At 70.3% G+C, this 26,999-nt stretch carries 27 protein-coding genes and 1 pseudogene; 14 read left to right on the forward strand and 14 right to left on the reverse strand.

Translation table 11 applies throughout. The features are described 5' to 3' along the window. Window positions 1-596: 596 nt before the first annotated feature. Window positions 597-824: pseudogene (locus HNR16_RS18435) on the forward strand (cell division protein CrgA); the annotation flags it as partial. A 183-nt stretch (window positions 825-1,007) separates the two neighbouring features. Here HNR16_RS18435 and HNR16_RS15305 read toward each other — a convergent pair. Continuing rightward, the gene (locus tag HNR16_RS15305) at window positions 1,008-1,853 is read right to left on the reverse strand and encodes a rhomboid family intramembrane serine protease (RefSeq protein ID WP_158041111.1); all 846 of its coding nucleotides are present in this window, start codon (window positions 1,851-1,853) and stop codon (window positions 1,008-1,010) included. Between the two features lie 7 nt (window positions 1,854-1,860). Next, window positions 1,861-2,400, reverse strand: a complete 540-nt coding sequence (locus HNR16_RS15310) for a peptidylprolyl isomerase (protein WP_158041112.1) — start codon at window positions 2,398-2,400, stop codon at window positions 1,861-1,863. A gap of 140 nt (window positions 2,401-2,540) precedes the next feature. Between HNR16_RS15310 and HNR16_RS15315 the strand changes: the two genes are divergently transcribed. Beyond that, window positions 2,541-3,143: a DNA/RNA helicase gene (locus tag HNR16_RS15315; protein ID WP_158041113.1), complete on the forward strand. Its 603-nt coding sequence runs from the start codon at window positions 2,541-2,543 to the stop codon at window positions 3,141-3,143. A 207-nt stretch (window positions 3,144-3,350) separates the two neighbouring features. Here HNR16_RS15315 and HNR16_RS15320 read toward each other — a convergent pair whose 3' ends face one another. The 5 genes from HNR16_RS15320 to HNR16_RS15340 form a co-directional block, all read right to left on the reverse strand. Next, the gene (locus HNR16_RS15320; protein WP_158041114.1) at window positions 3,351-3,821 is read right to left on the reverse strand and encodes an NUDIX hydrolase; all 471 of its coding nucleotides are present in this window, start codon (window positions 3,819-3,821) and stop codon (window positions 3,351-3,353) included. A gap of 70 nt (window positions 3,822-3,891) precedes the next feature. Next, window positions 3,892-4,551 carry a methionine ABC transporter permease gene (locus HNR16_RS15325; protein ID WP_158041115.1) on the reverse strand — a complete coding sequence of 220 codons (660 nt, stop codon included), beginning with the start codon at window positions 4,549-4,551 and terminating at the stop codon, window positions 3,892-3,894. Then, window positions 4,551-5,702 carry a methionine ABC transporter ATP-binding protein gene (locus HNR16_RS15330; RefSeq protein ID WP_158041117.1) on the reverse strand — a complete coding sequence of 384 codons (1,152 nt, stop codon included), beginning with the start codon at window positions 5,700-5,702 and terminating at the stop codon, window positions 4,551-4,553. Before HNR16_RS15330 ends, HNR16_RS15325 begins: the two co-directional genes overlap by 1 nt. A gap of 120 nt (window positions 5,703-5,822) precedes the next feature. Further along, window positions 5,823-6,728 carry a MetQ/NlpA family ABC transporter substrate-binding protein gene (locus HNR16_RS15335; protein WP_158041119.1) on the reverse strand — a complete coding sequence of 302 codons (906 nt, stop codon included), beginning with the start codon at window positions 6,726-6,728 and terminating at the stop codon, window positions 5,823-5,825. A 181-nt stretch (window positions 6,729-6,909) separates the two neighbouring features. Then, a complete protein-coding gene (locus HNR16_RS15340) occupies window positions 6,910-7,794 on the reverse strand; it encodes a LuxR C-terminal-related transcriptional regulator (RefSeq protein WP_158041120.1) in 885 nt (294 codons plus the stop codon). A gap of 128 nt (window positions 7,795-7,922) precedes the next feature. Between HNR16_RS15340 and HNR16_RS15345 the strand changes: the two genes are divergently transcribed. The 3 genes from HNR16_RS15345 (at window position 7,923) to HNR16_RS15355 (ending at window position 12,093) form a co-directional block, all read left to right on the forward strand. After that, complete coding sequence (locus HNR16_RS15345) at window positions 7,923-9,893, forward strand: AMP-binding protein (RefSeq protein ID WP_158041121.1); 1,971 nt, start codon at window positions 7,923-7,925, stop codon at window positions 9,891-9,893. 185 nt (window positions 9,894-10,078) lie between these two features. After that, on the forward strand, window positions 10,079-10,468 hold the full coding sequence (locus HNR16_RS15350; protein ID WP_158041122.1) for a DUF485 domain-containing protein: 390 nt from the start codon (window positions 10,079-10,081) through the stop codon (window positions 10,466-10,468). Continuing rightward, on the forward strand, window positions 10,465-12,093 hold the full coding sequence (locus HNR16_RS15355; RefSeq protein ID WP_158041123.1) for a solute symporter family protein: 1,629 nt from the start codon (window positions 10,465-10,467) through the stop codon (window positions 12,091-12,093). Before HNR16_RS15350 ends, HNR16_RS15355 begins: the two co-directional genes overlap by 4 nt. A gap of 153 nt (window positions 12,094-12,246) precedes the next feature. Here the strand turns inward: HNR16_RS15355 and HNR16_RS15360 are convergent, their stop codons facing one another. After that, complete coding sequence (locus tag HNR16_RS15360; RefSeq protein ID WP_158041124.1) at window positions 12,247-13,020, reverse strand: FadR/GntR family transcriptional regulator; 774 nt, start codon at window positions 13,018-13,020, stop codon at window positions 12,247-12,249. Between the two features lie 119 nt (window positions 13,021-13,139). On the opposite strand from HNR16_RS15360, the gene HNR16_RS15365 reads away from it, so the two are divergent. Next, entirely contained in the window at window positions 13,140-14,837 is a 1,698-nt protein-coding gene (locus HNR16_RS15365; protein ID WP_158041125.1) for an L-lactate permease, read from the forward strand. Between the two features lie 33 nt (window positions 14,838-14,870). Then, window positions 14,871-16,148, forward strand: a complete 1,278-nt coding sequence (locus HNR16_RS15370; protein ID WP_158041127.1) for an alpha-hydroxy acid oxidase — start codon at window positions 14,871-14,873, stop codon at window positions 16,146-16,148. 72 nt (window positions 16,149-16,220) lie between these two features. Here the strand turns inward: HNR16_RS15370 and HNR16_RS15375 are convergent, their stop codons facing one another. Next, complete coding sequence (locus HNR16_RS15375; protein WP_158041129.1) at window positions 16,221-16,712, reverse strand: GNAT family N-acetyltransferase; 492 nt, start codon at window positions 16,710-16,712, stop codon at window positions 16,221-16,223. A gap of 172 nt (window positions 16,713-16,884) precedes the next feature. Between HNR16_RS15375 and HNR16_RS15380 the strand changes: the two genes are divergently transcribed. The 3 genes from HNR16_RS15380 to HNR16_RS15390 all read left to right on the forward strand — a co-directional run bounded on the left by HNR16_RS15380 (window position 16,885) and on the right by HNR16_RS15390 (window position 19,450). Next, a complete protein-coding gene (locus tag HNR16_RS15380) occupies window positions 16,885-17,604 on the forward strand; it encodes a DUF937 domain-containing protein (protein WP_158041131.1) in 720 nt (239 codons plus the stop codon). Between the two features lie 72 nt (window positions 17,605-17,676). Beyond that, window positions 17,677-18,507 (forward strand): SDR family oxidoreductase, encoded by an 831-nt coding sequence (locus HNR16_RS15385; protein WP_158041133.1) that lies wholly within the window; start codon window positions 17,677-17,679, stop codon window positions 18,505-18,507. Beyond that, a complete protein-coding gene (locus tag HNR16_RS15390; RefSeq protein WP_158041134.1) occupies window positions 18,494-19,450 on the forward strand; it encodes a DUF817 domain-containing protein in 957 nt (318 codons plus the stop codon). Before HNR16_RS15385 ends, HNR16_RS15390 begins: the two co-directional genes overlap by 14 nt. A gap of 12 nt (window positions 19,451-19,462) precedes the next feature. Here the strand turns inward: HNR16_RS15390 and HNR16_RS15395 are convergent, their stop codons facing one another. Together HNR16_RS15395 and HNR16_RS15400 are read right to left on the reverse strand one after the other, a co-directional pair. Beyond that, complete coding sequence (locus HNR16_RS15395) at window positions 19,463-19,858, reverse strand: hypothetical protein (protein WP_158041136.1); 396 nt, start codon at window positions 19,856-19,858, stop codon at window positions 19,463-19,465. Then, window positions 19,848-20,408: a GNAT family N-acetyltransferase gene (locus tag HNR16_RS15400; protein ID WP_158041138.1), complete on the reverse strand. Its 561-nt coding sequence runs from the start codon at window positions 20,406-20,408 to the stop codon at window positions 19,848-19,850. Before HNR16_RS15400 ends, HNR16_RS15395 begins: the two co-directional genes overlap by 11 nt. A gap of 190 nt (window positions 20,409-20,598) precedes the next feature. On the opposite strand from HNR16_RS15400, the gene HNR16_RS15405 reads away from it, so the two are divergent. The 3 genes from HNR16_RS15405 to HNR16_RS15415 all read left to right on the forward strand — a co-directional run bounded on the left by HNR16_RS15405 (window position 20,599) and on the right by HNR16_RS15415 (window position 22,230). Next, complete coding sequence (locus HNR16_RS15405; RefSeq protein ID WP_158041140.1) at window positions 20,599-21,396, forward strand: hypothetical protein; 798 nt, start codon at window positions 20,599-20,601, stop codon at window positions 21,394-21,396. Next, window positions 21,393-21,938 carry an ABC transporter ATP-binding protein gene (locus HNR16_RS15410; protein ID WP_158041142.1) on the forward strand — a complete coding sequence of 182 codons (546 nt, stop codon included), beginning with the start codon at window positions 21,393-21,395 and terminating at the stop codon, window positions 21,936-21,938. The genes HNR16_RS15405 and HNR16_RS15410 overlap by 4 nt, the downstream gene beginning before the upstream one ends. Window positions 21,939-22,002: 64 nt before the next feature. Next, entirely contained in the window at window positions 22,003-22,230 is a 228-nt protein-coding gene (locus HNR16_RS15415) for a hypothetical protein (protein ID WP_158041145.1), read from the forward strand. Between the two features lie 95 nt (window positions 22,231-22,325). Here the strand turns inward: HNR16_RS15415 and HNR16_RS15420 are convergent, their stop codons facing one another. Together HNR16_RS15420 and HNR16_RS15425 are read right to left on the reverse strand one after the other, a co-directional pair. Further along, a complete protein-coding gene (locus HNR16_RS15420; protein WP_158041146.1) occupies window positions 22,326-23,033 on the reverse strand; it encodes a glutamine amidotransferase in 708 nt (235 codons plus the stop codon). Then, window positions 23,030-23,926 carry a dihydrodipicolinate synthase family protein gene (locus HNR16_RS15425; RefSeq protein WP_158041148.1) on the reverse strand — a complete coding sequence of 299 codons (897 nt, stop codon included), beginning with the start codon at window positions 23,924-23,926 and terminating at the stop codon, window positions 23,030-23,032. The genes HNR16_RS15420 and HNR16_RS15425 overlap by 4 nt, the downstream gene beginning before the upstream one ends. A gap of 168 nt (window positions 23,927-24,094) precedes the next feature. Between HNR16_RS15425 and HNR16_RS15430 the strand changes: the two genes are divergently transcribed. Continuing rightward, entirely contained in the window at window positions 24,095-25,507 is a 1,413-nt protein-coding gene (locus HNR16_RS15430; RefSeq protein ID WP_158041150.1) for an aminotransferase-like domain-containing protein, read from the forward strand. Between the two features lie 15 nt (window positions 25,508-25,522). Here HNR16_RS15430 and thrC read toward each other — a convergent pair whose 3' ends face one another. After that, the gene (gene thrC / locus HNR16_RS15435; protein WP_179558293.1) at window positions 25,523-26,947 is read right to left on the reverse strand and encodes a threonine synthase; all 1,425 of its coding nucleotides are present in this window, start codon (window positions 26,945-26,947) and stop codon (window positions 25,523-25,525) included. Window positions 26,948-26,999 lie beyond the last annotated feature (52 nt).

The following is a 26,999-nucleotide window of genomic DNA, read 5'->3' on the forward strand; positions in this document are numbered from 1 at the left end:
ACGACCTCGACGAGGACGACGACCTGGACCCAGACGACGACCTCGACGAGGACGACGACCTGGACGAAGACGACCTCGACGAGGACGACGATCTCGACGAGGACGAAGACGACCTGGCCGACGACGACCTGGCCGAGGACGACCTGGCCGAGGACGACGACGAGGACCTCGACCCGGACGACGACGAGGACGACTTCGACGAAGGAGACCTCGAGGACGAGGACGAGGACGATCTCGAGGACGAGGACCTCGACGAGTACGACGACTACGACGACCTCGATGAGGACGATCGCGCCGAGAGCGCGACGCCGGCCTCGAAGCGATCCGACTCGCGGAACGCGAAGAACGACCGACGCGCGACCGCCACCTCGAAGTCCGCCAAGGGCGGCCGGGCATCGGTCGGCACGGGCAAGGGGTCGAAGCGCAAGCTGACCGAGGCGGAGCGCAAGGCGCTCGAGCGCGAGCGCGCCCGCGAGAAGGCACGCGCCGCTCGCGCGGCAGCCAAGGGGGCCGCCAACGCGAAGGGCGGCGCCGCCGTCAAGACACCGGCCGGCAGCAAGAAGAACACGTCATCGCAGGCGTCGGCAGCGGCCTCCGCGGCGGCCGCGGCCGAGAAGCGTCAGCGCCGGGCACGTCCCGAGAACGCGAACCCGGTGTGGTTCAAGCCGCTCATGTTCGGGTTCCTCATCATCGGGTTCCTCTGGATCATCGTCTTCTACCTCTCCACGGGCGAGTTCCCCATCAAGGAGCTCGGCAACTGGAACATCCTCGTGGGCTTCGGCATCGCCTTCGTCGGGTTCCTCATGACGACGAACTGGAAATAGCCGCAACGCCGAGCACGTCGGCGTTCGTCGCCGAATGACACGCGTGTGATTCTCCACCGATGTGGAGAACCTGTGGAAAGAACGAGCCGCGCGACCGATGGTCGCGCGGCTCGTTCGTGTTCGCGTGCGGTGCGAGGCGTCGAACCGTCACCGCCGGGCGGCCCGCTTCGTCTCATCGCCCCCTCACGTCAGCTGGACGACAGCCACCGAGACGAGGGCACAGACGAGTCCGAGCACACCGACCCCGACCCCGCCGCGGATCCGCTTGCCGAGCGAATCGGCCCGGTCCCGGCCGAGCAGCCAACCGGCCGCGAGCCCCACGAGCAGGCCCCCGATGTGCGCCTGCCAGGCGATCCCGGGGACGACGAATCCGAGGACGATGTTCATACCCACGAGCACGAGCAACGATGTCGTGTTCATGCGCATCTCGCGCATGACCGTGAAGTAGGCGCCGAAGAGCCCGAAGACGGCGCCCGAGGCACCGATGACCGCCGTGTCGGGCGCGATGATCGTCACGAGCATCGATCCGCCGAGCGCTGCCGCGACCCACAGCAGCAGGAATCGCCACCAGCCGTAGGCGGGCTCGAGCACGCGGCCGAAGAGCCAGAGCGTCAACATGTTGAAGCCGACGTGGAAGATCGACCCGTGCACGAGGGTCGCCGTGAACAACCGCCACGGCTCGAAGTGTTCGGGCGTCAGGAACGCGGAGGTGTAGGCGAGGGGCTGGGCGAGGTCGACGCCGGGGATCAGGCCGACGAGCCACAGGAGTGCCGTGACGGCGATGATCGAGTAGGTGACGACCGGTGCCCCGGCCCCCAGCCGGGCACGGAGTCGACGGACGGGACTCCGCTTCGGAACAGCGCCCCGCGCGGCCTTCATGCACTCGGGACAGATCGATCCGACCGGGGCCTGGGTCTGGCACTCGGGGCAGATCGTGCGACCGCACCGCTGGCAGAGCACGAAGCTCTGCCGGTCCGGGTGCCGGTAGCAGAAGTTGTCGCGGTGATTCGGGTCGAACGGGGCGCTCATCGTCCGATCAGAGCTGCTCGACGGTGAAGCTCTCGATCACGACGTCCTCGGCCGGGCGGTCGCGACCGTCCGTCGGCACCTTCGCGATCTCGTCGACGACGGCCTTCGAGGCCTCGTCGGCGACGTGACCGAAGATCGTGTGCTTGCCCTGCAGCCAGGGCGTCGGGTCGGTCGTGATGAAGAACTGCGACCCGTTCGTGCCGCGTCCGAGGTGCTTCCCGGCGTTCGCCATCGCGAGCACGTAGGGCTCCTGGAAGGTGAGCTCGGGGTGGATCTCGTCATCGAACGTGAAGCCCGGACCGCCTGCACCGGTGCCCGTCGGGTCGCCGCCCTGCAGCATGAAGCCGGGAATGATGCGGTGGAAGACGACGCCGTCGTAGAAGGGATCGTTGCGCTTCTCGCCCGTCGCGGGGTCGGTCCACTCGAGCTCACCCGTCGCGAGACCGGTGATCGTCTTCACCGTCTTCGGTGCGTGGTTGCCGTAGAGCTCGAGCTTGATGGGTCCGTGGTTCGTGGTGATCGTCGCGATCGCTGTGGCTTGGGACATGGGCGTCATCCTCCCACACGGCACCCCGCCGAGTCCGCATACTCCCGTGGCGCGCGGAATCGCCGGGCGGAACTCAGCTTCGCCCAGGAATGTTCGTGCCAGTATGGGACACGTCCCGTCGAATGTCCTGGAGGCACCACATGGCCCTGTCACGCAAGAACGAACGGAACCTCAAGCGCCTGCGCAAGGAGGCCGATCGACTGTGGGCCGAGCAGAAGTCCGTGAACGAACACGCCAAGGCACTTCTCGCCTCGGCCGGGAGCGAAGCCAAGACGCTCCGCGACTCCGAGCTGTACCCGGCCATCCGCCGCAGCTACGACAGCAACGTCCGGCCGAGCCTCGACCGCGGCTTCGCGATCGCTCGTGACGCCGCCGACGACGCACGCGTCCGTTTCAACGGCCGTGTCATCCCGGCCGTCGCGACCGTCGGCGGTTCGGTCGCCGGTGCGCTCTCGCAGCTCGCCACCGACGACCGCGACTTCAAGCAGGTCGCGAAGCGCGCGAAGGGTTTCTCGAAGGATCTCGATAAGCGCGCCCGCAAGGCCGCCAAGGAGTACGACCGCAAGTACAACTCGGGCGGCATCGGTGTCGGTGGCTGGTTCCTGATCGGTGCCGGCGTCGCCGCGGTCGCCGCGGTGGGCTACGCGCTCTGGCAGACCTTCCGTGCCGACGACGACCTGTGGATCGCGGACGAGGACCTCGACGCCCCCGTCACGACGGTCACGCCGCACACCGCGGCGTAGTCGTCCGCACAGCTCCGGGAACGGGGCGCACCGCGATCGCGGTGCGCCCCGTTCTCCGTTCGCCCGTCCGATGCGCTCCGGCCGCGCAGATCGTCTCGGGCGCGAGTGGCTCGACTCGGGCGGAGCGTCACGCCTCGACGAGCGGTCACCGCTCATCGCCCGTCGCAGGCACGGCTCCACGACCGCGTGAGCGCGTGACCGTACGGCTCAGTGGCTCCGACGAACGGCCCGCGCCTGCGGGCGAAGGTGGCCGTTCTCGGGCCGCTGCTCGCGCAATCGCAGTGCGGTGTCGACGAGCGAGACGCGATGCAGGTCGGCGACCTCGTCGAACGTGAACCAGCGGGCCTCGTCGGTCGACCCGTCGGCCTCCGAGCGCAGCTCCCCGCCGATGATCGACGCCTCGTAGACGATGCGCACGGCCTGCATCGGTTCGCGCGTCGGAACGATCCGGTCCGATGCCTTGATGACGGCGGAGTCGATCCCGAGCAGCACGTCGATCGATGCGTGGAAGCCGGTCTCTTCCCAGATCTCGCGCACGGCCCCCTCGATCGGGTCCTCGCCGGGCTCGACGCCGCCGCCCGGCAGGGTCCAGCCGCTGCGACCGTGCTCGTTCCAGTGCGCGAGGAGGATCCGCCCGTCCACGACGACGACACCGTAGGCGGCGAGACGAACGCGCATGATCCTCCTCCGACCGGAGTCGGCCCGGCGTGGCTGCCCATCGTACGCACGGGCCGATGCGTCGTGCCTGTCAGCGGCGCAGCACGCTCTTCGCGATCCAGTTGCCGAGGAACTGCGCGAGCTGGACGATGATGATGATGACGACGACCGCGGCCACCATCACCCCGTAGTCGAGCTGACGCCAACCGGTCTGCACCGCATACGTTCCGAGGCCGCCGCCGCCGATCCAGCCGGCGACCGCCGACATGTCGACGAGAGCGACGAAGGCGTAGGTGTAGCCGAGGATGAGCGGGCCGAGTCCCTCGGGCACGATGACCGACCAGACGATGCGGAAGCGACTCGCGCCGACCGCGCGCGCCGCCTCGATCACACCTGGCGACACCGTGACGAGGTTCTGCTCCACGAGGCGGCTGATGCCGAAGATCGCCGCGATCGAGATCGCGAAGATGACGGGCGGATTGCCGATGCCGACGCCCATGACCGATCGCGCGAGCGGTTGCAGCAGCACGAGCAGGAGGATGAAGGGCACGGGACGGACGACGTTGACGATCACGTTCAGGATCGTGAACACGACCGGATTGTCGTACAGATTGCCCGGCCTGGTGAGGTAGAGCGTCAGCCCGATCACGAGGCCACCGAAGCCGCCGAAGATCATGCTGAGGATGACGATGTAGAGCGTCTGCCACGTCGCGTCGAGCAACTGCGGGAGGATCGCGTAGAGGTCGAACATCAGCGAGCCCCTCCGTCTTTCTCGAGCGACACGTCGGCGGCGCCGTCCGTCCCGCCGTCCGTCGTCCCCGGACCGGTGTCGGGGTCGTGCGTGATGGTCGCCTCGACGTCGTCGGGCACCCGTTCGAGCCGGCTCACCTCGGCGATCTCCTGGACCGCCGCGATGCCGCGCTCGACCGCGTGGGACTCGCCGTCGAGGGCGAAGGTCAGGTAGCCGAAGGAGTGTCCGCGGATCTCGTTGATGCCGCCGAACACGAGTTGGACACCGAGGTTCTCGGACTGGAGGCGCCGGAAGACCTCCGCCTGCTCGGTGCCGCCGGAGCGCACCGAGACCGCGATCAGCCGCGACGACGGGTAGCGCTCGCTGAGCTCCCGGATCTCGTGCGGGTTCGGGATGCCCTGCACGACCGTCGAGACGAATCGTCGCGTCGCGGGCGCCTGGGGGTTGGAGAACACGTCGAACACCTCGCCGCGTTCGACGACGCGGCCCGACTCCATGACCGCGACGTGCGTCGCGATCGACTTGATGACGTCCATCTCGTGCGTGATGACGATGATGGTGACGCCGAGTTCACGGTTGACCTTCTGCAGGAGCGCGAGCACGTCGCTCGTGGTCTGCGGGTCGAGCGCACTCGTCGCCTCGTCGGCGAGGAGGATGCGCGGCTGTGTCGCGAGGGCGCGGGCGATGCCCACGCGCTGCTTCTGTCCGCCCGAGAGCTGATCGGGGTAGTTGCCCGCCTTGTCGGCGAGGCCGACGAAGTCGAGCAGCTCGGCGACGCGCTTCTCGCGGGCCGCCTTCTCCCACTTCGCGACGCGCAGCGGATAGGCGACGTTGCCGGCCACGGTGCGCGAGTTGAAGAGGTTGAACTGCTGGAAGATCATGCCGATGCCGGATCGGATGGGGCGCAGGTCCCGCTCCGGGAGTCCGACGAGGTTCACCCCGTCGACCTCGATGACCCCGCTCGTGGCGGGCTCGAGCGCATTGACGAGCCGGACGAGGGTCGACTTGCCCGCGCCGGAGTAGCCGATCATGCCGTAGATGTCGCCCGCCTGGATGTCGAGGCTGACGCCGTCGACCGCGCGCACGGCGACGCCGTTCCTCGCACTCGACGGATACTCCTTGACGACGTCGCGAAGACTGATGAGCGCCATGCGGCTCCCCTTGCGTGGTGGTGCGGATTCCGCCTCAGCGTCTCACGACACGATCTCGGCGATGACGTGGAGCGGGGTGGGGGCCCGGCTTCCCGAGCCCCCACCCCGCCGGTGACGACGCTACTTCGTCGCCTTGTAGTCGGACTCGACCGTCGCGAGCGTCGACTGCAGCTCGGAGGCCGGCGTCTGCAGGAAGACGGCCGTCCCACCGGACTGCTCCTGCACGGCGTCGAGCACGCCCTGGTTCGACTGGAAGATCTCGACGAGCTTCAGGTAGGTCGGGTTGTCCTTCTGCTCGGCCGTCGTCGCGAACACGTTGACGTAGGGGAGGGCCTTCGGGTCGGACGGGTCGTCCTGAGCGATCGCCTGGTCGGCCGTGAAGCCGGCCTGCTCGATGAAGTCGTTGTTGATGATCGCGGCGTCGAGGTCGGGCAGCGAGGCACCGATCTTGTCGGCGTCGATCGTGACGACCTCGACCTTCGAGGCGGCCTTGTCGACCTCGGCGGCGGTCGAGAACGCGGTGCCGCCGTCCGTCAGCTTCACGAGGCCCTGGGCCTGCAGGAGCACGAGTCCACGGGCCTGGTTGGTCGTGTCGTTCGGCACGCCGACCTTCGCCCCCGCGGGGATCGAGGCGACATCGGTGTACTTCTGCGAGTACAGCCCGAGCGGGTAGATCGCCGTCGCGCCGATCGGCTGCAGGTCGGAACCCGTGTCGACGTTGTACTGCGCGAGGAACGGCAGGTGCTGGAACTGGTTGATCTGGATGTCACCGGCGGTCGTCGCGGGGTTGACGGCCGTGTACTCGCCGAAGTCGACGACCTCGATCTTGATGCCCTCGTCGGCCGCTGCGGTCTTGAACAGCTCCCACTGCGGGTCGGAGGCCCCGACGACGCCGATCTTGATGACCTCGTCGGCCGCGGCCGAGCCGTCGGTCGCCGCGGGGTCAGTGGAGTTGGAGCATGCGGAGAGGGCGCCGACGAGCGCGATGGCGCCTGCCGCGGCGAGGGCCCGGGTGAAGCGAGACATGGGTGGGGTCCTTTCGATCGGGAGCGGCCGACCGGGCCGATCCTCGCGAAACAGCGTAGGGAGCGCCGGAACCGACTCCAATCCGAGCCCGTCTCGCGATGACTTTCCGCGTAACAGAACCGTCTGCGGGAATGCAGGGTGGCAGATCCGCCGCCGTGCCCCCTCCGACGTGCCCGTGCGGTCAAGGCAGGAGCCCGCGTCGCCGTGCCCGGACGACGGCGTCGTGGCGCGTCGTCGCACCGAGCTTCTGCATCGCGGTACCGAGATAGCTCTTCACGGTCGACTCGGCGAGGCCCAGCGCCGCCGCCGTCTCGCGGTTCGTGCGGCCCAGCGCGACGTAGCCGAGCACATCCGTCTCGCGCGGCGCGAGCAGCACCGGCTCGGCGTCGGGTGCATCGGCGCCCACACCGCCCGCCTCGCCGGCCGCACCGGCTCCCGCGAGCGCCGCGAGCCGACCCTCGAGGTGGCGCAGGCGATCGAGCAGCTCCGGATCGGTGACACTGGACGAGATCGAGCGCAGTTCGGCGAAGCTCGACCGGAGCTCCTCCAATTGCATCGAATCGAGACCATCGGGCCGGCCGGCCGGAAGGACGCCACCCGCGGAACGCCGGACCGTCGCGTCGCGCGCGGCGAACTCGCGCCCGAGCTCCTGCGCGGCGCGGACGACCGGACCCACCGCGACGCCACCGGTCGACTCGTCGGAGCGTCGCCCCGCGTACAGCACGCTTCGCACGACGCCGTCGACCAGGACGGGGACCGCGAGCAGCGTGCGGACGCCCTCCGTGAGCACCTGCCGGTCGTAGTCGTGCGTGATCGCACTCGATGTCCGGTAGTCGACGGCGATCCGTGGTCGCAGTTCGCTGAGTGCCCGACCGCCGAGACCGCGGTCGGCCACGACGTGCAGATCCCGCAGGCTCATCGTGCGGTGACCCGCGAGCGCGGTCACGTGGATGCCGCTGTGACTCACGAGCCCACCGAACACGAGCGGGAACGCCGACGAGCGCGCGAGCCGGGAAACGACGCCCTGGAGCAGTTCGTCGTCCCGTGCGGTGTTCGGCGCGTACATCCCAGTACCAACTTCCGGGGGTAGGTCGAGCCCTCATCGGCTTCGTAGCGTGAACGATAACACCTGGCAATGGCGCCGGTCGTGCACGACGCCGTGCACCCGTCGCTCCATCGTGGGAGGACGACCAGATGACCGCAACACCGGAATCCGCAGCCGCCGCACCGCCCGGCAGCACCGAGAACGTGCCCACCGACCGCCTGCGAAACGACCGATACGCCGACGTCTGGCGCCGCAGCATCGAGGACCCGGAGGCGTTCTGGCTCGAGACCGCGGACCTCGTCGAATGGACGACGAAGCCCACGAGCGCGATCGAGATCACCGACGGATCCCACTGGCGGTGGTTCCCGGGCGGTGAGCTCAACACCTCGGTCAACTGCCTCGATCGTCACGTCCGTGCCGGCCGCGGCGACGCCCCCGCCGTGATCTACGACTCCGCCATGACCGGCACGAAGAAGCAGCTGACGTACGCCGAGCTCCTCGATCGCGTCGCACGCTTCGCCGGAGCCCTGCGCGACGCGGGCGTCGAGGCCGGCGACCGCGTCGTCATCTACCTGCCCATGATCCCCGAGGCGATCGTCGCGATGCTCGCATGCGCGAGGATCGGCGCGATCCACTCGGTCGTGTTCGGCGGATTCGCCGCGAGCGAGCTCGCCGTGCGCCTCCGCGACGCGACCCCGAAGGTCGTCGTGACGGCGTCCGGTGGGCTCGAACCCGGCCGGACCGTCGAGTACCTGCCCATCGTCGCGCGTGCGCTCGAACTCGGCGGCGCGAGCGTCGAGACGGTGTTCGTGACGAACCGCCCCCTCGTCCCCGGATCGGCCGCCGACTACGCCGACCACGAGATCCGCTTCATCGACTGGACCGATGCCGAGGCGGCGGCCGAACCCGCGGACCCCATGCCCGTGGCCTCCGAGCACCCCGCATACATCCTGTACACCTCCGGCACGACGGGGAATCCGAAGGGCATCGTGCGCGACACGGGCGGCCACGCCGTCGCGCTCACACGATCGATGTCGAAGATCTACGGCATCGAGGCGGGCGACGTGTGGTGGTCGGCCTCCGACGTCGGCTGGGTCGTGGGGCACTCGTACATCGTCTACGGCCCGCTGCTCGCGGGCGCGACGACGATCATCTACGAGGGCAAGCCCGTCGGGACGCCCGATGCGGGGGCGTTCTGGCGCATCGTCGAGGAGTACGGCGTCAAGGCGCTCTTCACGGCACCGACCGCCGTTCGTGCCGTCCGGCGGGAGGACCCCGCACTCACGCACCTCGGCCGCTACGACATCTCGTCGCTCGAAGCCCTGTTCCTCGCGGGTGAGCGGCTCGATCCGGAGACCTACCACTGGGCGAACGACGGCATCCACTGCCCCGTGATCGACCACTGGTGGCAGACCGAGACGGGCTGGCCGATCTGCGTCAATCCGCGCGGCATCGAATTGCTGCCCGCCAAGCCGGGGTCGACGAGCGTCCCGTGCCCCGGCGTCGACCTGCGCGTGCTCGACGCCTCGGGCGCCGACGTCACCGACCCGGGCACCGAGGGGAACCTCGCGCTCACCCTGCCCCTCCCACCCGGCTACCTGCTCGGGGTCTGGGGCGACGAGTCGCGCTTCCGCGATGCGTACCTGAAGGCGTTCCCGGGCTACTACGCGACGGGCGACTCCGGGTACGTCGACGAGGACGGGTTCGTGTTCGTCATGGGCCGGACGGACGACGTCATCAACGTCGCCGGCCACCGGCTCTCGACCGGATCGCTCGAGGAGGTGCTCACCCTGCACGACGCCGTCGCCGAGGCCGCCGTCGTCGGGGTCGCGGACGCGATCAAGGGGCAGCGGGCCGTCGGGTTCGTCACCCTCAAGCACGGTCACGAGCGCGACCCCGCCGTGCTGCGGGACGAACTCGTCGCGCTCGTGCGCGAGCACATCGGACCGGTCGCCGCGTTCCGAGAAGTGCACGTGCTCGCCAAACTGCCGAAGACACGGTCGGGCAAGGTACTGCGCAAGACGATCCGCCAGATCTTCGACGGCGAGGACTACCTCGTGCCCGCGACCATCGAGGACCCCGCGGCGATCCACGCGCTCGTGGCGATCGCGCCGCGCTGACCGCCGCGGTGACCCTGAGACTCGACGAGCGACTGGACCGGGCCGCCCACCGACCGACCACACCGACCGACCGACCACACCGACCGACCGAAGCATCCACCGGACCTACCCGAACCTGCACCCCACGAGGGACAGGCACCACCCACGAGGGACAGACACCAACGAGGCAAAGGAGCCCCAACCGCATGTCGAAACTCGATCCGACCGATCACCCCGACCCCACCGAGGTCGACTACCTCGCGTTCCGTGAGCGACCGCTGTTCAAGCGCCTGCGGACCTCGCAGCGGAAGTTCGTCTTCCCGCTGGCCGTCTTCTTCCTGCTCTGGTACCTCGCGTACGTGCTCCTCGCGGCGTACGCACCCGACTTCATGGCGACACCCGTCTTCGGGCTCGTCAACATCGGCATCATCCTCGGACTGCTCCAGTTCGTGACGACGTTCGCGATCACGACCTGGTACGTCATGTTCGCCAACCGCACCCTCGACCCGATGGCGAGCGAACTGCGCCACGACCTCGAATCCATCGAAGCGGGCACCGAGCCCGCCGGAGACCGCTCCGGGGAGGCCCGCGCATGATCGACCTCGCACACGTCCCAACGACACTCGCGGCCGCCGTCGAGACGGTGGAGAACAACCCCGTCCTCAACATCTCGATCTTCGCGGCGTTCGTCGCGATCACGATGTTCATCGTCGTGCGGGCGAGCCGCAACAACCGCACGGCATCCGACTACTACGCCGGTGGTCGATCGTTCTCGGGCACCCAGAACGGCTTCGCGATCTCGGGCGACTACCTGTCCGCCGCATCGTTCCTCGGCATCGTCGGCGCGATCGCCGTCAACGGTTACGACGGATTCCTCTATTCGATCGGCTTCCTCGTCGCCTGGCTCGTCGCGCTGCTGCTCGTCGCGGAGCTCATGCGCAACACGGGCAAGTTCACGATGGCCGACGTGCTGTCGTTCCGGCTCAAGCAGCGTCCCGTGCGCACGGCCGCGGCGATCACGACCCTCGCGGTGTGCTTCTTCTACCTGCTCGCGCAGATGGCGGGCGCGGGTGGCCTCGTCTCGCTGCTGCTCGGCATCGAGGACCGCGTCGGGCAGAGCCTCGTGATCGCGGTCGTCGGCGTCCTCATGATCGTCTACGTGCTCGTCGGCGGCATGAAGGGCACGACGTGGGTGCAGATCATCAAGGCGTTCCTGCTCATCGGCGCCGCGCTCATCATGAGCGTCTGGGTGCTCGCGATCCACGGATTCGACTTCTCGCAGGTACTCCAGCACGCGGTCGACGCGTCGGAGAAGGGCGCCGCGGTGCTCGCACCGGGCCTGCAGTACGGCGGCAAGGAGCTCGACTTCATCTCGCTCGGCCTCGCGCTCGTGCTCGGCACGGCCGGGCTGCCGCACGTGCTCATGCGCTTCTACACCGTGCCGACCGCGAAGGAGGCGCGGAAGTCGGTCGTGTGGGCGATCTGGCTCATCGGTGGCTTCTACGTGTTCACGCTCGTGCTCGGCTACGGCGCCGCCGCGCTCGTCGGCCCGGACGCGATCAAGGCGGCACCCGGCGGCGTCAACTCGGCCGCGCCGCTGCTCGCGCTGCAGCTCGGCGGCCCCGTCCTCATGGGCATCGTCTCGGCGGTCGCGTTCGCGACGATCCTCGCGGTCGTCGCGGGACTCGCGCTCACGGCGTCGGCCTCGTTCGCGCACGACATCTACAACTCCGTCCTGAAGCACGGGAAGGCCGACCAGGCGAGCGAGGTCCGCGTCGGCAAGATCACGGTCGTCGTGATCGGTGTCGTCGCGATCATCGGCGGCATCGGCGTGCAGGGGCAGAACATCGCGTTCCTCGTCGCACTCGCCTTCGCGGTCGCGGCATCGGCGAACCTGCCGACGATCCTCTACTCCCTCTACTGGCGCGGCTTCACGACGCGCGGTGCCGTCTGGAGCATGTACGGCGGCCTCGCGACGACGCTCGTGCTCATCACGTTCAGCCCCGTCGTGTCGGGAGCCGAGACCTCGCTGCTCGGCGAGGGCATCGACTTCGCCTGGTTCCCGTTCAACAACCCGGGCATCATCTCGATCCCGGTCGGCTTCCTGCTCGGCTTCCTCGGCTCGGTGACGACCCGTGAGAAGGAGAGTCCCGAGCTGCAGGCCGAGATGGAGGTGCGCGAGTACACCGGTCACGGTGCGGAGGCCGCGGTCGAGCACTGAGCCACGATTCGGGGCCGACCCCGAGGCCGACGGGCGCGTGGGCGGACGTGAGGACGTCCGGTCACGCGCCCGTCGCGCACTCGCGACGTACCATCGCGTCCGAGGGCGGCCCCGGCACCGAGCGGCGGGCACCGCCCGATCCGTAGGCGGGCGTCAGTCCGTCGCCGGGACGCCGGTCGTCGCGGCGTCGGGGCCGGGGTCGGGGAGCGCGGTCTGCGAGTACCGGATGTGTTCCGCCGCGAGCTCCCCCGCACGCACGCCCTCGCCGGCCCGGATCGCGTCGAAGAGCTCACGGTGCTGCCGGCGCAGCTCGGCCGAGACCGTGGGCCAGTCGTCGCTCCGGCGGATCGCGCGGAGGATCGGCGTCCGCAACGCGCCGCGGATGGCCGCCGTGAGGGAGGCGGCGAGTTCGTTGCCGCCCGCCTCTGCGAGCGCGAGGTGGAAGTCGGTGTCGGCGTCGTTGAACGCCTCCTGGCTCACCCCGTCGACCTCCATGCGCTCGAGTGCATCGCGCATCGCCTCGACCGCGGCCTCGCCCGCGCGGTCCGCGGCATTCACCGCGCTCGAAGCCTCGAGGAGCAACCTTGCCTCGATGACGTCCTCGACAGCGAAGTTCGTGAGGGCGACGTGCAGGCGCAGGAGGCGCGTGAGCGCTTCTCGCGGGAGCGCGTCGACGAAGGTGCCGGCCTCGGCGCCCGCGCCCGTGCGCGAACGGAGGACGCCGTCCCCCTCCAGCACCCGGACGGCCTCACGGACGCCCGCGCGGCTCACCTGCAGTCGCGCGGCGAGTTCGCGCTCGGGCGGCAACGGATCACCGACACGCAGTGCGCCGGCCATGATCTGCTCCTCGATGGCCTCCATCACGAGCTCGTGGGCCCGCGCGCGTTTGAGCGGTCGCCACGTCGGGCCACCATCGTCCTCGTGCATGCCCCATGCCTACCACCTCGCGAGTCCGACCGGGAGACACGTTGACGAATTCGACCCCTCGTCGTACCATCCATTCAGTGGTCTGACCTCTGGACAATGACGTTTCGCTTAGGAGTCGCATGCCGACCTATACCCCTGACCTCGCCCCGGTGGGTGAGAGTCTGCTCATCTCGGCGCTGCTGGCCCTGCTGCCACTCGCCACGATCTTCGTGACGCTCGGCGTCCTGAAGTGGAAGGCCCACTGGGCCGGCCTCACGTCCCTCGGTGTCGCGATCGTCGTCGCGGTCTTCGCCTACGGTATGCCCGTGCACCTCGCCGGGCTCGCCGCGACGCAGGGGCTCGCCTTCGGCCTGTTCCCGATCATGTGGATCGTGCTCAACGCCATCTGGCTCTACGAGCTCACCGTCCACTCCGGCCGCTTCGAGGACCTGCGCCGCGTGATCGACGCGATCAGCGACGACCCCCGGATCCAGGCGATCATCATCGCGTTCGGCTTCGGTGGCCTGCTCGAGGCGCTCGCGGGCTTCGGGGCCCCCGTCGCGATCACGGGCGTCATGCTCATGGCGGTCGGCTTCCCCGCCATGCGCGCCGCGGTCATCGTCCTCATCGCGAACACCGCACCGGTGGCGTTCGGCGCGATCGGCATCCCGATCATCACGGCGGGCAACCTCACGGGCATCGACTACCACGAGATCGGTGCCGTCGTCGGTCACCAGACGCCGCTGCTCGCGGTGTTCGTGCCGCTCTTCCTCGTGCTGCTCGCCGACGGCAAGCGCGGCGTCCGCGACACGTGGCACATCGCCGCGGCCGTCGGCATCGTGTTCGCCATCGCCCAGTGGGTCAGTGCGACGTGGCTCTCGGTCGAGCTCACCGACGTCGTCGCCTCGCTCGCGGGCATCGCGGCCGCGGTCGTCATGCTCAAGATCGCGCCGCCACGCGGCTCGGTCGAGGCCCGCGAGCGCCTGCTCGCACTCGCCGCGAGCGACGAGCACCGCACGGACGCCCCCGGCGGCACGGGCACCGCCCCGGCCACGGGCGCCGTCGCGACGGCGACCCGCACCGAGCAGCTCACGCCGAAGCGCGTCTTCCTCGCCCTGTTCCCCTACCTGCTCGTCATCGCGGTGTTCTCGCTCGCGAAGCTCTGGCCGCTGCTGCGCGACGCGCTCGCCGCGACCGACGTGAAGATCCCGTGGCCGTGGCTGCACGGCAACATCCTCAACGAGGCCGGCGAAGCGGTCACCTCGACGGTCTACACGTTCACGTGGCTGTCGTCGGCCGGTTCACTGCTCGTGCTGTGCGGCATCGTCGTCGCGATCGTCGACCGCACGCCGCTGCGCGAGGCCGCCGCGATCTGGTGGCGCATGCTCGTCAAGCTGCGCTTCTCGATCCTCACGGTCGGTGCCGTGCTCGCCCTCGCCTACGTCATGAACCAGTCCGGGCAGACCATCACGATCGGTGTCTGGATCGCCGGGACGGGCGCCGCCTTCGCGTTCCTCTCCCCGATCCTCGGCTGGCTCGGCACCGCCGTGACGGGCTCCGACACGAGCGCCAACGCCCTGTTCGCGACCCTCCAGCAGACGGCCGCCATCCGTGCCGGCCTCGACCCGACGCTCCTCGTCGCAGCGAACACCTCCGGTGGCGTCGTCGGCAAGATGATCAGCCCGCAGAACCTCACGATCGCCGCGACCGCCGTGGGCCTCGTCGGTCGGGAGTCCGAGCTGTTCCGCAAGGTCATCTGGTGGAGCGTCGGACTCCTCGCGGCCATGTGTCTGCTGGTCGGCCTTCAGTCGTCCGTGCTGTCCTGGATGCTCCCCTAGTCGTCTCCTCCCATCGAATCGAAAGGACACCCCTTGTCCCACATCAAGCGGCAGCTCCCGCACCCCAAGGAACTCTTCGCGGCCGTCTCGTTCAAGTTCCCCGAGCTCGACGCCAAGAAGCGCCGGCTCGAATCGGCCCTCACGATCGACGACCTCCGCCGCATCGCGAAGCGCCGCACGCCGCGCGCCGCGTTCGACTACACCGACGGTGCCGCCGACCGCGAGATCTCGATCGCCCGCGCACGTCACGCGTTCGAGGACATCGAGTTCCACCCGTCGATCCTGCGTGACGTCTCGACGGTCGACACGTCGACGACGATCTTCGGTGGCCCGTCCGCCCAGCCGTTCGGCATCGCGCCGACAGGGTTCACGCGCCTCATGCAGACCGAGGGCGAGGGTGCAGGTGCAGGTGCAGCGGGCGCGGCGGGAATTCCCTTCACGCTCTCGACGCTCGGCACGACCTCGATCGAGAACGTGAAGGCCGCGAACCCGAACGGCCGCAACTGGTTCCAGCTCTACGTCATGCGCAAGCGCGAGATCTCGTACGGGCTCGTCGAGCGCGCCGAGAAGGCGGGCTTCGACACGCTCTTCTTCACGGTCGACACGCCAGTTGCCGGCGCGCGTCTGCGTGACAAGCGCAACGGCTTCTCGATCCCGCCGCAGCTCACGGCCGGCACGGTGCTCAACGCCATTCCGCGTCCGTGGTGGTGGTTCGACTTCCTGACGACCCCGCCGCTCGAGTTCGCGTCGCTCTCGTCGACGGGCGGCACCGTCGGGGAACTCCTCAACTCCGCGATGGACCCGTCGATCTCGTTCGACGACCTCGACATCATCCGCTCCATGTGGAACGGCAAGATCGTCGTCAAGGGCGTGCAGAACGTCGAGGACTCGAAGCGGCTCGCCGACCTCGGCGTCGACGGCATCGTCCTCTCGAACCACGGTGGACGTCAGCTCGACCAGGCGCCGGTGCCGTTCCACCTGCTCCCCGACGTCGTCCGCGAGGTCGGCAACGACGTCGAGGTCGCGATCGACACGGGCATCATGAGCGGTGCCGACATCGTCGCGTCGATCGCGATGGGCGCGAAGTTCACGCTCATCGGTCGCGCCTACCTGTACGGACTCATGGCCGGCGGGCGCGAGGGTGTCGACCGCACGATCGCCATCCTGAGCGAGCAGGTCGAACGCACGATGAAGCTGCTCCAGGTCACGACGCTCGAGGAGCTCTCCCCGAAGCACGTGACGCAGCTCCAGCGCCTCACGCCGCGCATCGCGGCCGGTGCACTCTCGGACGCCGCGCTCGCGCGGGCCTGATCCGGATGCCCCGGGAGCGGGCGCGGTCCCTCGGACGAGGGGCCGCGCCCGCTCTCGTCGATCGACGGGTGATCAGGCCCGCTCGAACCGTGGGGTGACGTCGAGGGCGTAGTGCACGACGCCGTCGCCCGCGTTCTGGGCGCTGAAGCCGCGACGCAGCAGCGCCTTCGACGAAGCCTCGTTCGTGGGGTGCACGCGGGCGACGAGTCGCCCGATGCCGAAGCGGCCGGGTGCCGCACGGACGAGTTCGGTGACGATCGCGCCGCCGACGCCACGCCCCCACACCGCGGGATCGACCCAGTAGCCGATCTCGACGCACCCGTCACGCCGGGTCGCGGTACCGAGCCCGACCGGGCGTCCCTGCTCCTCGGCGATGAACCACCGCGACGAACCGACACGGTCGACGGGGTCGTCCGCGAGCGCGTCCGAGGCCCGCGCCGCGACCGTCTCCTCGCTCCACGGGCGACCGTCCCCGACGAATGCCGTCACGCGCGGATCGCTCGCGAGGCGGGCGAAGACCGCCGTGTCGTCGGCCGTGAACGGCCGGATCTGCACGTCCGACATCCTGTCCCCCCACTCCTAGCGTATCCGGGCGCCCTCGCGGAACGCCCGCCCCCGGTGCGCGTCGGCGCTCGCACACGCGGCGCGCGGCGCGACGGTCTCGTCCGCGTCGGCCCGGCACGGTACCGTCGGGCTGAGCGCACCACCGCGCCCCGACGTCCCGACAGGAGACCGCATGTCCGACCTCGCCGCACTCAAGGCGCAGCTCCCCATCGACCGCATCGCCGCCCAGATCGGTGCCGACCCCGCCGCGACCTCCGCCGCGATCGACCAGCTCCTCCCCGCCCTGGTCGGTGGCCTCGGCGCGAACGCCGCCGATCCGGCCGGAGCGGCCTCGATCGAGCGTGCCCTCGGCGCGCACCGCAACGACCTGCTCGACGGCGGCGTCGACCCGGAACGGATCGACACGGCGGACGGCCAGAAGATCGTCCGGAACATCTTCGGTTCGAGCACCGATCAGGTCGTCGCGAAGCTCGGCTCGCAGGCGGAGGGCGGCAGCTCGCTCATCAAGCAGCTCCTGCCGATCCTCGCCCCGATCGTGCTCTCGTGGCTCGCGTCGCAGCTCCTCAAGAAGACCGGCCAGGCCGACTCCGGCTCGCAGGGATCGGGCGGTCTCGGCGACATCCTGGGCGGCATCCTCGGCGGCGCGCTCGGCGGCGCGACGGGCGGCTCCACCTCGCAGACGACGTCCACGGGCGGCTCCAACTCCTCCGGCGTGCAGGTTCCGGACGTGTTCGGCACGGGCTCCGCCTCGTCGGGCGCGGATTCCCGTCCGACGGGCACCCCGACCTCGCGCACGCGCGAGCAGACGACGGCACCCCAGAGCGAACAGGGTGGGCTGGGTGACCTCCTCGGCGGTCTCCTCGGGGGCCTGCTCGGCGGCGGCAAGCGCTGACCACCGGGGTGGACCGGGGCCCGACGGCGGGTCCCGGTCCACCGTCGTGGTCGTGAATCGAAGGGAACGAGAATGACCGAATCCACACTCGCCGGCACCACGCTGCTCATGTCGGGCGGCTCGCGCGGCATCGGCCTCGCGATCGCGCTCCGGGCCGCGCGCGACGGCGCGAACGTCGCGATCCTCGCGAAGACCGGCGAGCCCCACCCGAAGCTCGAAGGCACCGTGCACACCGCGGCGGCCGAGATCGAGGCCGCGGGGGGCCATGCGCTGCCCATCGTCGGTGACGTCCGCGACGACGACGACATCATGCGTGCGGTGAGCGAGACGATCGGCGCGTTCGGGGGCATCGACATCGTCGTCAACAACGCGAGCGCCATCAATCTCTCGGGCACACTCGACCTCGACCCGAAGCGCTACGACCTCATGCACGGCATCAACGCGCGCGGCACGTTCATGCTCTCGCGTGCGGCCCTGCCGGCGCTCCTCGAGACGGAGCGTCCGCGCATCCTCACGCTCTCGCCGCCCGTGAGCCTCGACCCGAAGTGGCTCGGCGCGTTCCCCGGCTACACGACCGCGAAGTTCGGCATGTCGCTCGCGACGCTCGGCCACGCGGCCGAGTTCGTGGATCGCGGTATCGAGGCGAACACGCTCTGGCCGCGAACGACCATCCGGACGGCCGCCGTGCAGAACCTGCTCGGCGGCGACGAGGTGTACCGCCGCAGCCGGACGCCGGAGATCTACGCGGACGCGGCGCACGCCGTGCTCACCGGCAACCCGCGCCGACGCAACGGCGAGATGCTGTTGTGCGAGGACGTGCTCGCCGATGCGGGCGTGACCGATCTCGCACCGTACTCCCCGGGTGTCGATCCGGACGACCTCAATCCGGATGTCTTCGTCTGACGACGGGGTGGCGCCGAGCGCCGACTCCGACGCCCCGACGATCGGTGACGGCGAGGACGACCGCCGGAACCTGACGTCGACGGAGCGTCGGCTCGACGCGCTCGCCCGGCGCCTCCTCGGGAGCGCGCCGCGACACTCGGCGCGCGCCCGCCTGCTCGAGTTCCTCGTCTTCGGGGCGAAGCAGGCGTGGGCGTGCGTGTTCGGCGCGCTCCTGCTCGTGGCGATCGTCGCGGCGCGCCTCTGGTGGCCGGACGACGCGCCCCTCGCGCGCAACGACCTGCTCGTGATCGTCGCGGCCCTCCTGCAGATCGCGATGCTCGTGTTCAAGCTCGAGACCGTGCGTGAGCTCTGGGTCGTGCTCGTCTTCCACGTCGTCGGGACGGCGATGGAGCTGTTCAAGACCGACGTCGGCTCGTGGAGCTACGACGAGGGCGGCCTGCTGCGGATCGGCGGCGTGCCGCTCTTCACGGGCTTCATGTACGCGGCCGTCGGGTCGTATCTCACGAGGGTCATGCGGTTGTTCGACCTGCGCTTCACGCACTATCCGCCCCTGTGGGTCACGGTGCCGATCGCCGCGCTCGTCTACCTCAACTTCTTCGCGCACCACTTCGTGTGGGACGCGCGGTGGGTGCTGCTCGCACTCGTCCTCGTCGTGTTCGGGCGCTGCATGATGCACTTCCGGGTCTATCGCAACACGTACCGCATGCCGGTGCTCGTCGCGTTCGGGCTCGTCGCCGTGTTCATCTGGTTCGCGGAGAACATCGGCACGCTCGTGGGCGCGTGGGCGTATCCGGGGCAGGAGCACGGGTGGACGCTCGTGTCGACGCACAAGATCGTGTCGTGGTTCCTGCTCATGATGATCAGCGTCGTGCTCGTCACGCTCGTGCACCGGCCGCGTCCGCCGGACGCCGAACGCCCGGCGGTCGGGGCGTCCGGCACCTGAGCGCGTCGGCCGTCAATAGGCCTGCAGCGGACCCCACTCGTGACGGTCGAGCGTGGCGACATCGCCCTCGAGCCACGCCCACAGGAGGTCCGCGACCTCGGACTCGTCGCGTGCGGTCGCGGCGCGGTACCGCGGTGGCTTCAGGCCCTCGCCCCATTCGACGTCGAAATCTCCCGCGGCGTTCCGGTAGCACTGGATGAACTCGCCCTCACCCTGCCGGGCGACCACCATGAACTCGTTGCCGTGCGAGAGCCGGATGCGATCGACCCAGTGGTCGAGCAGCTCGCGGTCGAGTGTCGTGAGTTCGGCGAGCGTGCCGACCCGCACGTCGAGGTCGCGGTGCACGACGGGTCTTCCCTCGGCTGCCCAGCCGTCGCTCCGGTCGCCGGCCTGTTCGTCAGTCGACACGCGTGTCCCCCTCGGTGGTTCGGTCGCGTTCGGTGTGTGCACGTCTCTCGACGTCGCTGCCGCGCACGAACCGCACCTCGTCCGGGGCGTCCTCGAAGCCGGAGCCGCGTCGGGTGCCGTCGGGGGTGAATCCCGCGCGACGGTAGAACGCGATGGCGCGCGCGTTACCGTCGAGCACCCAGAGGCTCGCCGCGCCCTCGCCGAGCACGGCATCGTGCAGCGCGCGGCCCGCCCCCGAGCCGTGCGCGCTCGCGAGCACGTACAGGAGGCACAGTCGCAGCCCACCCGAGGGGTCGTCGCCCTCGGGCTCGGGCGTCGCGTGAGCGATGCCGATCGGTGTGCCGTCGAGCTCCGCGACCGCGGTGTGCCACTCCGGGCGGCGATCGTCGCACAGGGCGGTCCACAGGCGCACGCGGCCGGCGTGGGCGTCGGCACCCCACACGCTGTCCGGCAGAACGCCGGCGTAGGTCTCGCGCCAGGACGCCGTGTGGAGGTTCGCGAGCACATCCGCCTCACCCGCTCGGGGCGCTCGCACGACGATCGACGACATGAGCAGATCCTACGCAGGACGGACCCGGGCGGGGCCGCTCGACGGTCATGCGACGGCACCGTGCGCCGATGCGCGCGGCATCCCGCGAGCACAGAATGGAGACGACGACCGGAAGCGACGACCCACGGAACGGAGCCAACGTGACCCGAGTGTCCCCGCGAACGCACCACTGTCGTTCGAGGAGTCGGGCATGAATCCGGATCGTGGCGACGGGAGGGCGGGCCGTGGTGACGCGCAACCGCACGTGCCCGCTCGGCCCGATCCCGTTCCCGCCGCGCTCGCGACGCTCCGCCGGGACGGCGTCGTCGTGCTCCCGGGTGCGCGGCCTGCCGTGGTCGACGACGTCCGCGTGCGGGGTCGAGGCCTGGTGACCGCGGGCATCGTGCTCGGTTCGCTCGGGGCCGTGCTCCTCCTCGGCGGGGTCACCGCCCGCGTCGTCGCGATGTTCACCGATGCTCTCGATGTGTGGGCGCTGCTCTCGCTGCTCGTCTTCCCCGGGATCCTGCTCCTCACCACGGGCGGTGCCTTGTGGCTGGGTTCGCTGCTGACGGGGCTCAACGTGCAGCGGCGGAGCGCGGCGGACCCGTTGCCCGTCGTGCTCGAGCGGGAGGGCTTCCGCGTGCGCGGCGCCGCGATCGCGTGGACCGATGTGGAGGCGCCCCGGATCGCGAACCTGACCGTGCGAGGCGATGTGAGCGGCCGGATGGCCGTCATGCCGCTCACCGAGCGGGGTCGGCGGCGCATCAACGCGTGGCCGTTCGAAGCGCGTGAACTCGTCGGCCCCCGCGAATACCTCCGATCCCAGGTGCGGTACGCACTGCTCCCCGGCATCCAGGGATACACGGAGGCGGAGGTCATGCGCGTTTTCGGCGAGGCGCGCGAACTCGCTGCGGCGACCTCGGGCGAAGGTCCGTCCTCGACCGAGGCACCGCTCGCGGGTGAGGGCTGTCACGACGGTCGACCACCGACGGGAACGGAGACGATTTGAGTCGCGCCGCACGATACGCGGAGGCCATCCACACGCAGACGTCGCTGACGATCCCCGGTTCCGTCGTCGCGCGGCTCGGATCCGTCATCATGTTCGCGACCGTGACGGTCGTCTACGCCGTGATCGCGTTGCAGAGCGGGGCGTGGTGGATGCCGCTCGTCATGCTCGTGCTCGTCCCGGCATTCTTCATCGTGACGCTGTTCCAGGTGCGGTCCCTGCGGTACGTCCGACGCGCCTACCGCATGTCACCCGAGGGCCTCTCGTACGAGAACCTCCCGTTCGTGCCGTGGTCCGAGTGTCGCGGTGCGTACGTGGTGACCTCGGGCGGCGAGGCCGGGGAACGGACGATCATCCTGTCGCTCACGCCCGAGGGCGGCAGCCTGCTCAGGAACAGTGGACTCGTCGGACGGGCGAAGCTGTCATCGGGATCGAACATCACCGTGCGGCGGTTCGGCGGCTGTTCGCTGGCCGTGACGGCCCGGCTGCTCACGGAGGCCGTCGTCGTCAATCGCCGTCGACTCGGGCTCGCCCCCGTCCGTTGACGCCGCGGATCGATGTGCACGGATCGAGCGAACACCACGCCGGCGACGATCACGACGACGGGCCGTGAACGGGGCCGCCGTGCTGCCGGGCACGGCATCGCCGGATTCCGTGCGTTCTGCTCGGGCCGGCGCCAAGGGCTCGTCCTCATCGGCCTCGGTCCGATCCGGTGGTTCGAGGTGGAACGTCCGCGCGCAGGGTACGGGCGACGAGATCGTGCGCCTGCTCGATGCAGCACACGCGCTCGCGGAGGCGGGTGCCCTGCGGGCACCCGCGGACGGGGCCGGTGACTGAGCGGACGCACGTCGGCACCTGGCGCGTCCCGGCACGTGGAACCCGTGATGAGCCCGAGCGGGATCACGCCGGTCCTCGGCCGCCTGCTCGCTCGCTCAGTCGGCCGGGAGCGCTGTGTCGATCCACGCGTCGAACACGAGCCGAGCCGCATCGGCGAGCCGCGGGCCGTGGCGTGCGGCGTCCTCGCGGACGGCGACCGGATCGATCCCGGCGGATGCGAGCTCGTGCGCGTGCCCGATGAGCCACCGCTCGATCTGCGTGTGGTCGCCCTCGAGGTGGAACTGCAGGCCGAGCAGCGCGTCGCCGAGGGCGAAGGCCTGGTTCGGGAACCCCGGGGTCTCGGCGAGCCGCCGTGCGCCGGCCGGGATCGCGAACTGGTCGCCGTGCCAGTGCAGCACGGGCACCCCGTCGAGTGGTGCGAGCACGGAGTGCCGCCCCTCCGCCGTGAGGGTCAGCGGGGCGTAGCCGATCTCGGTCCGCCCGGTCGACTCGACCGTCGCCCCGAGCGCACTCGCCATGAGTTGGGCGCCGAGGCACACCCCGAGCGTCGGGTGCCCGGCCTGCATCCTCGTGGCGAGGCCGCTGCGTTCGGCGGCGAGGAACGGGTACGCGGCTGTGTCGGACACGCCGATCGGTCCGCCGAGGACGACGACGAGTTCGGGCTCGCGAAGGCGCTCCGCGGTGATCCGGTCGATCCCGGCATCGAGCAGTTCGACCTCGAAGCCGTGCTCGGCGAGAACCGGACCGAGGATGCCGAGGTCCTCGAACGCGACGTGCCGGACGGCGAGCGCGTGGCGCGTCATGCCGCGAGCCCGAGCGTCCCCACGACGGACGCGACGTCCCGTCGTGCCGCGTCGTCGAGGCCTCGGATCGGCAGCGGGAGGCACGATCGCGTCACGAGGCCGAGGTGCTCCGCGATCGCCGCCGTCACCCGCAGGCTCCCGTACCGCGCGAACAGGTCCCACAACGGCTGCAGGCGCTCGGATCGGAGCGTCGCATCGGCGGTGTCACCGGCGCGCGCCGCTCGGAGGATCGCGAGTGCGGGTTCGGGCACGGTGCCCGCGATGACGCTGTACCAGGCGTCGCAGCCGGCGCCGAGCCCCGCCGCACCGAACGCGTCGCCCGAGACGCCGATCGTGACGTCGTCGGGCAGGATCGTGCGCAGATGGGCGATGCGGGCCCGGGCCGCCTCGGGGTCGACGGGAACACCGGGGATCTTGATCGAGGCGATACGCGGCAGCGCAGCGATCGCGGCGTAGAGCTCGTCGGTGAAGGTCACGTGCGTCGTGCCGGGGTTGTCGTAGAGCACGACGGGCAGCGATGACGCCGCCGCGACGTCCTCGAACAGCCCGAAGACGTCCTCGTCCGTGAGTGCCTGGTACGTGACGGGTGCGAGCAGCACGCCCGCCACGCCCGCCGTCTGCGCGTCCTCGAGACGCTCGAGCACGTGGCTCGTGCGCAGTGCCCCGATGCCGACGACGACAGGGACCTCACCGGCGTTCCGCACCGCGAGCTCGGCGATGCGACGGCGTTCCTCACGCGTCAGGTACGCGTACGAGCCCGTCGAGCCGAGCGCGGTGATCGAGTCGACACCCCTCGTGGCGAGTCGTCGTACGAGCGCGACGAACCCGTCCTCGTCGATGCCAGCGTCGTGGAACGGTGTGAGCGGGAACGCACTGAGTCCCGTGAAGAACATGGCATCCCTCCTGATGGTTCATCGATCGCGACGGATGCGCGCGGCCACTCGAGCGAGCTCGCATCCGTGCACGACAACGCTATTGCAGTTTCTCCGTCGTCGTCCGGTTTCACCCGATCCGCTGCCCGAAATGCCGCGAACTCACGAACAGCGCTATCGTCCTTCACCATGAGTACCAGTAGCGCGGACCGGATCGTCGCCGAACTCCGTCTCGTCCTCGACGATGCGGCGCCCGGCTCACGACTCCCCTCGACGCGCGACTTGTCGGCCCGCTACGGCGTCGGTCCCGTGACCGTCCAGAAGGCCGTCCGCACGCTCGTCGGTCTCGGCCTCGTCGAGAGCCGCCCGGGGTCGGGCAACTTCGTGCTCGGGGCGAGGCCACCGAAGCCGCTGGAGTTCGGTTGGCAGACGAGCGCGCTGCGCTCGGCGGGCGGACGCGTGCCGACGCTCTCGGCCTCGTTGCGTGAACGCTCGGTCGATGCGATCGGCCTCCACGCCGGGTTCCCGACGCGTGAGTTGCTCCCCGAGCGGCTCGTCCGCTCGGCACTCGCGCGCGCCGCGCGAGGCGATGCAGCGATCACGCACGCGCCCGCGGCCGGTTCACCGGAGCTCCGGGCGTGGTTCGCGACGGAGCTGGCCTCGTTCACACCGACGGGCATCGTGCCCGTCTCGGCACGCGACGTCGTCGTGGTGCCCGGGACGCAGAGCGGCCTCGGCTCGATCTTCCGTGCGATCGCGGGCCCGGGGAGATCCGTCGTCATGGAGTCACCGACGTACTGGGGCGCGATCCTCTCGGCCCGCCAGGCCGGTGTCGACATCGTGCCGGTCGCGAGCGATGCGGAGGGCCCCGTCCCCGACGACCTCGCCCGTGCGCTCGCGGAGAGCGGTGCGCGCGTCGTCTACGGGCAGCCGACGTTCGCGAACCCGACGGGCGCGGTGTGGTCGCCCGCCCGGCGCGAGCGCGTGCTGTCGACGGTGCGCGAGTTCGGTGCGTTCCTCGTCGAGGACGATTGGGCCCGCGACTTCGGCATTGAGGACGCGCCGGTGCCGATCGCGGCATACGACGACTCCGGGCACGTCGTGTACGTCCGTTCGCTCTCGAAGAGCGTGTCGCCCGCGATCCGCGTCGGCGCGGTCATCGCCCGCGGTCCGGTTCGTGAGCGGCTGCTCGCCGATCGCTCGGCCGAGTCGCTCTACGTGAGCGGGGTGCTGCAGAGCGCGGCGCTCGACGTCGTCCTGCAGCCCGCGTGGCGAACGCACCTGCGCGCCCTGCGCGGTCGACTCCGCGAGCGCCGCGATCTGCTCGTGTCGAGCATCGAACGCCTCGTGCCCGAGGCGGTCGTCGAGCGCGTGCCCGCAGGCGGCCTCAACCTGTGGGTCCGGCTCCCGCAGCACGTCGACTCGGAGGTGCTCGCCGCGGCGTGCGAACGCGAGGGCGTCCTCGTCGCGGCGGGCACCGAGTGGTTCCCGACCGACCCGTCGGGGCCGTACCTGCGGCTCGGCTACGCCGGCCCCGACCCCGCGCGCTATGCCGACGCGGCGGAGGTCATCGGTGCGTGCGTGCGCGAGCAACTCGTCTGACGCGCCGAGGTCGCGTCAGTCGAGCTCCTCGATCACCGCGCGGATCGCGTCGACGTCGCCGGGCACGTCGACGACGCGCTGCGGCAGCGCCAGGAGCGCGCGCACCGCATCGGACACCGGGGGCGCGTCGTCACCGAGCGCCTCGGCGACGGTCTCGGGGAACTTCACGGCCTTCGCGGTCTCGAGCACGAGCAGTCGCTCGCCGGGTTCGGTGAACGTGCGCGCGACGCTCACGCCGTCCGCGGTGTGCGGGTCGATCACGATGCCGTGCGTCCGGTACACGTCGCGGATCGCGTCGAGGCGGTGCGCGTGGTCGCTGCTGCCGCTCACGAAACCGAACTCCTCGCGGAGGCGCGGCAGTTCGTCACGCAGGTCGAGGCGGCCCTCGCGCGCGAGCTCGGGCCACCGCTCGACGAAGCGCTCGGGACCGAGGAGGTCCCATACGAAGCGTTCGAGGTTGGAGGCCTTCGAGATGTCCATCGACGGGCTGCTCGTGGCGTGCGTGTGCTCGCGCGTGCGCGGCGCGTAGACGCCCGTCCGGAAGAACTCGTCGAGCACGTCGTTCTCGTTCGTCGCGACGACGAGCCGGTGGATCGGCACGCCCATGCGGCGCGCGAGGTGGCCTGCGTAGACGTTCCCGAAGTTGCCCGACGGGACGACGAACGAGATCCGCTCGTCGGCCGCCCGTCCGTCGACCTCCTCGGTCGCACGGAGCCACGCCCAGACGTAGAAGACGGTCTGCGCGATGATGCGCGCGACGTTGATCGAGTTCACGGCGCCGATCGAGTGGGCGGTCGCGAAGGCCGTGTCGGCCGAGATCGTCTTGACGAGGTCCTGGCAGTCGTCGAACACGCCCTCCACGGCGAGGTTGCGGATCGCGGGGTCGTCGATGGAGAACATCTGGGCGCGCTGGACGGGGCTCATGCGCCCCTGGGGCGAGAGCATCACGACGCGCACGCCGTGCGCACCGAGGAACGCGTGCTCCGCCGCCGAGCCTGTGTCGCCGGAGGTCGCGCCGAGGACGGTGAGCGTGCGGTCGGTCGCCGCGAGACGGTAGGGGATCGCCTCGCCGAGGAACCGCATCGCGAGGTCCTTGAACGCCCAGGTGGGCCCCTCGGAGAGTCCGACGAGGCCGATGCCCCCGTCGAGCGCCGTCACCGGCACGATGCGCTCGTCGTCGAAGGCCTCGGGGGCGTAGGCGCGGTGCGTCATGGCCGCGAGCTCGTCGCTCGGGATGTCGGCGGCGAAGGGAGCGATGACGGCCGTCGCGAGGTCGGCGTAGTCGAGTGCACGCCACTCGCGCAGCCGCTCCTCGTCGATGACGGGCAGTGTCGTCGGGACGACGAGGCCACCGTCCGACGCCGCACCGTCGAGCAGCACCTCACCGAAGCTCGCCGGTTGCACGCCGCCGCGCGTGGAGACGTACTCGATCGCGCTCATCGGTCGACCCCCGTGACGGTCGGGCGTTCGGGGAGCGACTGCGCGGCGCGCG

It is taken from the genome of Pseudoclavibacter chungangensis (assembly GCF_013410545.1).
Taxonomy (GTDB): Bacteria; Actinomycetota; Actinomycetes; order Actinomycetales; family Microbacteriaceae; genus Pseudoclavibacter; species Pseudoclavibacter chungangensis.